The sequence below is a fragment of the Enterococcus sp. DIV1059_2 genome (assembly GCF_051713685.1).
Lineage (GTDB): Bacteria > Bacillota > Bacilli > Lactobacillales > Enterococcaceae > Enterococcus_D > Enterococcus_D casseliflavus.
In genome coordinates this window covers 2,623,747-2,632,500 of record NZ_JBIOQK010000001.1, presented here as the reverse complement: position 1 = coordinate 2,632,500, position 8,754 = coordinate 2,623,747, and the positions used below count along the sequence as shown (strand labels likewise).

Genomic DNA, 8,754 nt, shown 5'->3' with positions numbered 1-8,754 from the left:
TTCTTTTTCCTTAGATCAATCAACATACTTAAGAACTGCGACTTCTTTTGGTTTCAGAACTACCAACTGTCTGGTTTCTTTGGTTAGAAGGTCTGCTCCAGGGGCTTTCAGCTTCACTTTGGTTGTCTGCTCGGTATGGTTTAAGAGAAAGACGAGTGTATAGCCAGCACCTTTGCGACAGGTAACGGAGACTTCAGTAGGAGCAGCCAAGAAGTGCTGGGCATGAGTCGCTAATTTATGATTTTCCAGAATGGTCGCTAAAAATGTAGTTAGCCCTTCAAGAGACAATTCTGTTCCCACGTAATACGCATACCCATCGTCGATCTGATTCATAGTAATGGCTGGCTTATCGGACAAATAACCGGATTGGAAGGTTGCCAAAGCTTTCGCACCATTTAGATGAATGACTTCCTCCCATAGAGAATTGTCGTACCGACGACCTTGGAAGTCAATTTGGTGATGGATAGCTGCTTTCATTGGGTAAAACTCTTCTACAATGATCCCTAAGGTGTCCCTAAACAGTCCTGGATAGCCCCCAAGATAGACTTGGTCATATTCATTGACGATCCCACTAAAGAAATTCGTCAAGAAGATGCCACCTTGTCGCACGTAATCATTGATTTTCTTACCGAAGGCTTCTGGTGCTGAATAGAGATTTGGGGCGATCACTAAAGGATAGCCGTCTAGGGATTCGGAAGGATGGACAAAGTCTACGCTCAGATTTAACGCCCTTAGCGCGCCATACAGGCTGCGTAACTGATGAATGTACTTTAAGGTGCTTGGTTTGGCATCCAATTCCAGCGCCCACCAATTTTCCCAGTCAAAGACAACCGCGACATCAGCCAAGAAGCGCGTCCCAACGATATCCGACAGTTGCGAAAATTCGTTGCCTAGTTGCGCACATTCACGAAAGATACGGCTTGAATGAGGATCTCCGTGAGGCACCATCGCACTATGAAATTTTTCCGCACCGCCACGAGACTGCCGCCATTGGAAGAACATGATGCCATCAGCGCCATGAGCGAGCGCTTCATAACTCCAAAGACGCAGCTGGTTGGGTATCTTGGCACCATTGATTTGCCGCCAATTAACGGCGCTGGTGGCTTGTTCCATGATCAAAAAAGGTTTTTTCTTTAAACTACGAGTTAGATCGTTAGCAAGAAATTGCGGGTAAGGGATCTTTTCAAAGGGATTCGGGTACGAATTCCAGCTGACTACATCCATTTCAGGTGCCCATTTAAACCCATCCACGTATTTGTGCAAGCCCATCAGATTGGTCATGTAAGGGATTTCTTGTGAATATTTTGCGATCGCCGCCTTTTCGAGTTGATAGAGCTCCAGATTCATGTCGGAAAGAAAACGGCGATAGTCTAACTGCTGCGCAGGATTTTTGAAGGTCGGCATCGCTTCAGGTAGAAAAATTTCCTCCCAGCTGCCATAGGATTGACTCCAAAACTTGGTTGACCAAGCATCATTCAATCCAGCGATGGTCTGATATTTCTCTGCTAACCATGTCTGAAATCTTTTCCGACAATGATCGCAATAACACTCGTGGATGTGACAGGTATATTCGTTATTGATATGCCACATGACTAGCCCTGGATGATTGGCATAACGGTTTGCGACTGCTTCCGACAAATCGGTGGCATATTGACGATAGATAGGGGAAGTCGGACAGTAGTGCTGGCGCGCCCCATGAACCAGTCGATTGCCATGAATGGTCACAGGCAGCATCTCAGGATGTTTTTGAACAAGCCAAGCGGGAGGCGAAGCCGTTCCATTGGCTAGGTCGATCATGATATTGTTTTCATATAAAAGATTCATCAACCAGTCCAGAAAGTCAAAATCATAGGTGGATTCATCTGGCTGCAGATTGACCCAGCCAAAAATATTGATACTTACATAGTTCACACCTGCTTCTTTCATTAAGCCCATATCTTCAAGAATGACTTCTTTAGACCATTGTTCAGGATTGTAGTCGGCACCATAGTAAAGTTGACGTTGCGTTTTCATCCAATCGCTCCTTTATAGACGTTTCTTTAGCATCAAGATACTTGAATCATAGCAAATATTTATCTGTTTGATAGCGGTATCATTTGAAAATCATGAAATGATCCAAAAAAACAAAAATAATTCAAGCTGGTTTCGCAGCTAGGACTATCGTCCATCAGTTCTTTTGCCTTGCTGTTTTTTTAACAAAAATATACAATTGAAAAAGGCGGTAAATTAAAGTATCTAGAATTTATATTCTCAGCTAGTTGTTTTTTTATCGAGGGTTTCTTTTTGCTGAAATGCATGTTTATAACTATAGGATCTAAAAAAACTTTGAATCACGAGTAGAAAAAACACGATGAGTCAGAGAAATGAATAATTATGTGATGAGGAATCATAAAAAATGAATGACATAAGTTATTCAACAAAATTGCCAAGAAGGAGAGACAAGTTCATGAACCAGCCAATACAGATTTTTTCTGAGATTGCCCCTTTAAAACGGGTGCTGCTGCATCGTCCAGGCGCAGAATTAGAAAACTTGATGCCGGATTATCTTGATCGATTGTTGTTTGATGATATTCCTTTTTTAACCCAAGCGCAAAAAGAACATGATTTTTTTGCGGATACGTTAAGAAGCAAAGGGGTGGAAGTCCTTTATTTGGAGGATCTAGCTGCTGAAACATTGACAACAACTGGTGCCAAAGAGGCCTTTTTAGAAGACTATTTAAATGAAACAACGATCCTTGATGAAGAGATTCGCAACGAAGTGCGCAACTTTTTCCTGTCGATTAAAGACAATCGCGCCTTTATCGATCATACGATGGCGGGCTTGAAAAAAAGTGAGGTAGAAATTTCAAAAGCCAGTAACTTAACGGCAATCGTTGAAACAGAATATCCTTTCTTGATCGATCCAATGCCAAACCTATATTTCACGCGAGATCCGTTTGCGACGATTGGTCACAGTGTTTCCTTGAATCGAATGTATTCTGCAACGAGAAGACGGGAAACCCTCTACGGAAAACAAATTTTTACGCACCATCCGATGTTTGCCCGCAATGAGACGAACTTTTTGTATCATCGGGACGAAACGACGCGGATGGAAGGCGGGGATCAGCTGATTTTATCAGATAAAATCGTGGCGATCGGGATCTCTCAACGAACAGAAGTTGCCTCAATTGAAAAAATTGCCGAAACGATTTTTGCCACAGAACCGAGTTTCGAACATATCTTGGCATTTAATATCGGCGAGGAACGAAAATTTATGCATTTAGATACGGTCTTCACGATGGTGGATCATGATAAGTTCACGATCCATCCAGAAATCGAGGGAGAACTTTCGCTGTATTCAATCACTAAACACAAGGACGGTGTGCGAGTATATGAGGAAAAAGATACGTTGGAAAACATTCTTTGCCGTTATTTAGATTTGCCTGAAGTACACTTGATCCGCTGTGGTGGAGACGATTTAGCAGCGGCAGCTAGAGAGCAATGGAATGATGGGTCTAATACCTTGGCGATTGCACCTGGAGAAGTCGTGGTCTATGACCGCAACACCATTACCAATGGGCTGTTAAAAGAGGCAGGAGTCATTTTGAATGAAATCTCGGGCAGCGAATTGGTTCGCGGACGCGGGGGTCCTCGCTGTATGAGTATGCCGTTTATACGTGAGTAGGACAATTATTTGTTATTTTAAATACTTGCCTTTTCTTTAGAAGCATTTAAGTTAAGAAAAAGACGAGAAAAAACTAAAAGAAAGATTTGAAACATCATTTTTGTTTCTAATCTTTCTTTTTTGTCATCATTTAACCCCCAATAAAATGAAAAGGATTTCTTTTTGTGAAAATGTGTAATTTTTGTGACTTTTATATGTAAAGACTATAAAAAAACGCTAGGAACCTTGTTCTATCGCAAAATTTATGTTACGGTTATATTAGAAAACGGAAATAGGTGAAGGTATTTGCCACTTATTGATTTTTGACACCCTACGATCAGCGAATGCCATATGCTTGATTTGTAGTGGTTTTTTTTGCGGAAAAAAAGTGAAAGCAGGTGAGAAAATGACAGTAGATGCCATTCGATTATTACAAGAAGCAGAGCAATTTGCGGAAAATAAAAATAAAGAAGCAGAAGCAGAAAAAAAACAATTGGCACAAGCAAGAGAAGAACGGTTGAAGGCGTTTAAAAAAGAGTTGGCAGAAAAAGAAGCCCAACAAAAAGAAGCAATCAACCAAAAAATCGCAGCTGAGTTGGTACAGTCTAAGGAACCACTCTTGGCTAAGACCCAAGCAGAAGTGGAAACACTGCGAACGATCCCTAATGAATTGAAAGAAGAAGCATTAGCAATAATAATAAATAAGGTTGTGACATAAATGGCAATTGCAAAAATGCAAAAGTTCAGTCTGTTGACCTTTTACGATCAGAAAGAAGCTGTTTTAGAGCAGCTGCAAGACTTTCAAGGCGTAGAACTGCTTTCTTCGGAAAAATATTATGATTCTGAAGAAACGACGGGTGTTTTGACACCGGTTCGCGAGGAACAGTCTGAAGAAGAAATGGAGAACCAGTTTGGTCAAGTCAACTGGAGCTTAAATTTTTTAGAAGAATATGTACCCAAAAAAGGAATGCTGGCACAACTGCGGCAACCAATCAAAAAATATACCCTTCAAGAATTGGCTGAAACAGCCCACACCTATCCTTGGCAAGAATTATGCCAAACCCTTCGTAAACAAGACAAACGTCTTCGCTTGATTGATCAAGAAAAACGCGATGTATTAGCACAAGAAGCAGAACTGTCGATCTGGAAGTATTTCAAAGAACGACCAGCTGTTTTAAAAGAATTAAAAAAATCAGGTGGCTTGTTAGGATCGATTCCTACTTCTGAAATGGCTGACTTTACGACCAACAGTGAAAAGCTGCCGCTTGTCTATGTCGAAACCATTTATCAATCACAAACGACAACTTACTTATTGGTACTTTTCCATAAAGATGTAAAAGAAAAAGTAACTACTCTTCTAAAGAAAGCAGCCTTCGAGCAATACATCTACCCTTATGAGGGGATTCCAGAAGAAGATCTGCAAACGATGAAAGAAAAATCCCAACGTCTAATTGATGAAGAAAAAGAAATCAAAGCTTCTCTTGGTGCGATGACAAAAGAGCAAGAAACCTTGCGGATCGTTGCCGAGTATTTAGATGGAGCGATCACCCGCTTAAAAAGCAGTAAAATGCTTTTGCGTTCGACTCATGCGGTATCGATTTCTGGCTGGGTTCCTGTTGATGGGGCGGCCGAATTAGAAAAACGTATCAAAAAAGGGACCACGGATAACTATTACCTCGAATACCAAGAAGTGACGGAAAAAGAGCTGGCTGATGTGCCGATTTTATTAGAAAACGCACGTTGGATCAAACCTTTTGAAGGACTTGTTCGGATGTACAGCTTGCCGCAATATGACGAGTTAGATCCGACACCATTTATGGCGCCTTTTTACATGGTGGCATTCGGGATGATGGTTGCCGATTTTGGCTATGGGTTGCTCTTGTTTCTGGCGACATTCCTGGGGAAAAAGCTGTTCCACCTCAGCAAAGGCCTGGAACAAAATTTGACCCTCTTTCAGTTGTGCTCGATCCCTACGATTATTTGGGGCTTGATCTATGGCAACTTCTTTGGATTTGAATTCTCATTCCAACTGTTGTCTGCCCAGGATGATGTCAATCAGATCTTAGTCTTATCCGTGATCTTTGGGTACATTCAGATCATGTTTGGCTTGGCGCTGAAATTCTATATTTTATGGAAGAAAAAAGACCAGAAACTGGCTGCGATGTTCCAAGCCGGTTCGTGGATCGTCTTTTTGATCAGTGTCGTTTTTGTCGCCGCAGGAATGCTGCTTTTCCCTGACACCCCGTTACAAATGATTGGGATCGTAATGATCGCTGCCAGTCTTTTAGCAGTGGCAATCGGAGGCAGTTTAGAAGGAAAAACGTTGGCAGGAAAAATCGGTTCTGGATTGTACGGATTGATGGATGTGACCAATTATGTTGGTGACTTGATCAGTTACACCCGTCTGATGGCGTTAGGGGTTGCCGGCGGAAGTATCGCCTCAGCCTTCAACTTGATCATTAGCTACTTGCCGCCAGCAGCCCGGTTTACCGTCGGTATCTTATTATTTGTGGCGCTACATGGCCTGAATATTTTCTTAAGTTACCTTAGTGCGTATGTTCATGGTATTCGCTTGCAGTATTTGGAGTATTTTGGAAAATTCTTTACGGGGGGCGGACGTGCCTTTGACCCGTTCAAATCAAATGAAAATTATGTAGAGATCATCTCAGAAGAAAAGTTACAGGAGGATAATAATGGAAAATTGGATTAGTTTCTTTTACGAAAATGGTGGAATTGTTTTTGCAGCTTTAGGTGTAGCGACCGCAACGATTTGTGGTGGTATCGGATCAACGATCGGTGTTGGGATGACCAGTGAAGCAGCATCAGGCTTGATCTCAGAGCAGCCAGAGAAATTCGGGCAAGCGTTGATTTTGGAATTGCTTTCTAGTACCCAGGGGCTATACGGCTTTGTAATCTCCTTTATGATTTTTGGTCAGATCAGTGGTTCGATCTCATTCGATCGCGGGTTGTATTTGTTTATCGCTTCATTACCGATCGCGTTAACAGCAATTATCGCCGGTAAATGGCAAGGACGTGCCGCAAGTGCTGCGATGCAGATTTTAGCAAAAAAACCAGAACATGTGACCAAAGGAATTATCTTGGTAGCGATGATGGAAACGTATTGTATTTTAGGGTTCGTGATTTCCTTCTTGCTTGTCTTGAATTAAGAGGAGGGAAAAGTGAATGTCTGATATTACACGTTTAACTGACAAAATAACCGCTGATGCGGAAAAGAAATACCAGCTTCAAATCAAAGAAGCACAAAAAGAAAGTGAAAACCAAGAAAATTTAAAACGAGCACAGTTAGAAAAAGAGCTTAATGAACGGTTAGCTTTTTATGAAAAAGAAAAACGTGCTGCGATGTATTTGGAAATCTCAGATGTGCATATCCAATCAAGAAACAAGGTCTTGGCAGCAAAGCAGTCCGTCTTAGATGAGCTGTTTTCTGAGGCTTTGACCCGTTTAAACACGATGGATCAGGCAGCATTTTATACGTTTATCGCGAAAGGCTTGGCGAATGCACGGTTAACTGGTGAGGTCGAGTTGCTTTTAGGTGAGAAGTCCCGTCATTTTGTAGATGAGGAATTTCTTACTAAGTTGCAAGCATCGGTCCCAGAGGTTCAGCTGAAACTGGTAAATAAAACGATCCCTCGCAAGGGTGGCTTTTTGTTGCGACAAGAAGCAATTGAGTTGAATTTTACCTTTGATGCGCTACTAGAAGCCAACAAAGAAGAGTTAAGCAATACGTTACTGCAATTGATTTTTGAACAGTAAGCAGGTGCAAACAGATGAATGACATCAAATATAATACGTTGAATACGAGAATTCGGACGTATGAATCGCAATTATTCGATCGTAGTCGCTATGAGCGAATGCTCTCAGCTGCCAGCGCAGAGGAAATCTATGGGATGCTGCAAGAAACGGTTTATGGTGACTTCATCAATGAAGATGATCGTGTACACGATTTTGAACAAGTCCTGATGGCTGAGTTGAAACGGGTATACGAAACGATGTATCAGTTGACACCAGAAAAAGCGATCGTTGATTTCTTTGCTTTGAAATATGACTATCAAAATCTGAAAGTTTTAGTAAAAGCGGCGTATATGCAAGAAGATTTTTCGGCGTATCTCGTCCCAATCGGCACCCAGCCACTTTCCGTCCTTAAAGATCTGGTCAAGACCAGAAAAAGTACTCAGGTCGCGCAAGAGATGGTTGCCTGTGTGGAAGAAGTCTTTTCTTATATTGAGAACTATCATGAAGTCCAGTCCATCGATATCATCTTTGACAACCATTATTGGGAGCAATTATGGACGATCGGTAAAGAATACCAAGACGAGTTGCTGCAAAGCTTGATTCGCCGTCAAATCGATATCTTCAATATTTCAACAACGTTGCGCAGTTACGCGATGAAACGCAAGCGCGGCTTTATCAGCGCAGTTTTAGCCGACCATGGGAATTTACCTGCAAGTGAGTTGTTAGCAGAAATCACAACTTCTCTTGAGGCGTTTGTGGGATACTTGCAAGGAACCCCTTATAAAGAGCTGATCAATCATAGTTATGAAGAATTGGTAGAAAAGAAGACCTTGAATACCTTTGATATACGCAAAGACAATTTTCTAATGGCGAAGCTCAAAGAACAAAAAATCGTGCCTTTTGGGCCGTCAGCATTGGCAGGGTATCTGTATGCCAAGGAAATTGAAAGCAAGAATTTGCGTATTCTCTTGATTGGTAAAATCAATAAGGTGCCAGAAGAGATTTTAAGAAGTCGGGTGCGTGATAGTTATGCATAAAAAAATAGCAATGATGGGTGGTAAGAACTCGATCTTGCCTTTCAAAGGGCTGGGGATCGATATCTTTCCAGTCAGCGATTTGGATGAAGCCGCCCAACAATTAGAAGAGATGGCTGAAGCGTATGGTGTGATCTTTTTGACCGAGCGGTTGATCGAGCAATTAGAACCGATCATTCGTCGTTACGAAGAAGTACCGACACCAGCGATCATTCCGATTCCAAGTAGTACGGGTAGTTTAGGGATCGGCATGGCACGCATTCAGCAAAATGTGGAAAAAGCGGTAGGAATGAATATATTAGATTCATAACAGACAAGTCAGCC

At 41.8% G+C, this 8,754-nt stretch carries 8 protein-coding genes; 7 read left to right on the top strand and 1 reads right to left on the bottom strand.

Annotation, left to right across the window (positions count from 1 at the left end; genetic code table 11):
- Positions 1–15: 15 nt before the first annotated feature.
- On the bottom strand, positions 16–2,013 hold the full coding sequence (locus IGI72_RS12190) for a beta-galactosidase (RefSeq protein ID WP_128488634.1): 1,998 nt from the start codon (positions 2,011–2,013) through the stop codon (positions 16–18).
- Positions 2,014–2,446: 433 nt separating this feature from the next.
- Here IGI72_RS12190 and arcA point away from each other — a divergent pair, with 433 nt between their 5' ends.
- From arcA to IGI72_RS12155, 7 genes are all read left to right on the top strand, one after another.
- A complete protein-coding gene (gene arcA / locus IGI72_RS12185; protein WP_010749205.1) occupies positions 2,447–3,664 on the top strand; it encodes an arginine deiminase in 1,218 nt (405 codons plus the stop codon).
- Between the two features lie 385 nt (positions 3,665–4,049).
- Positions 4,050–4,361: a hypothetical protein gene (locus IGI72_RS12180; RefSeq protein ID WP_015510092.1), complete on the top strand. Its 312-nt coding sequence runs from the start codon at positions 4,050–4,052 to the stop codon at positions 4,359–4,361.
- On the top strand, positions 4,362–6,353 hold the full coding sequence (locus IGI72_RS12175; RefSeq protein WP_115232591.1) for a V-type ATP synthase subunit I: 1,992 nt from the start codon (positions 4,362–4,364) through the stop codon (positions 6,351–6,353).
- Entirely contained in the window at positions 6,337–6,810 is a 474-nt protein-coding gene (locus IGI72_RS12170; protein ID WP_005229236.1) for a V-type ATP synthase subunit K, read from the top strand. Before IGI72_RS12175 ends, IGI72_RS12170 begins: the two co-directional genes overlap by 17 nt.
- Positions 6,811–6,826: 16 nt before the next feature.
- Positions 6,827–7,417, top strand: a complete 591-nt coding sequence (locus tag IGI72_RS12165) for a V-type ATP synthase subunit E (protein ID WP_005229237.1) — start codon at positions 6,827–6,829, stop codon at positions 7,415–7,417.
- 14 nt (positions 7,418–7,431) lie between these two features.
- Entirely contained in the window at positions 7,432–8,433 is a 1,002-nt protein-coding gene (locus IGI72_RS12160) for a V-type ATP synthase subunit C (protein WP_005229238.1), read from the top strand.
- The gene (locus IGI72_RS12155; protein WP_438754344.1) at positions 8,426–8,740 is read left to right on the top strand and encodes a V-type ATP synthase subunit F; all 315 of its coding nucleotides are present in this window, start codon (positions 8,426–8,428) and stop codon (positions 8,738–8,740) included. Before IGI72_RS12160 ends, IGI72_RS12155 begins: the two co-directional genes overlap by 8 nt.
- Positions 8,741–8,754 lie beyond the last annotated feature (14 nt).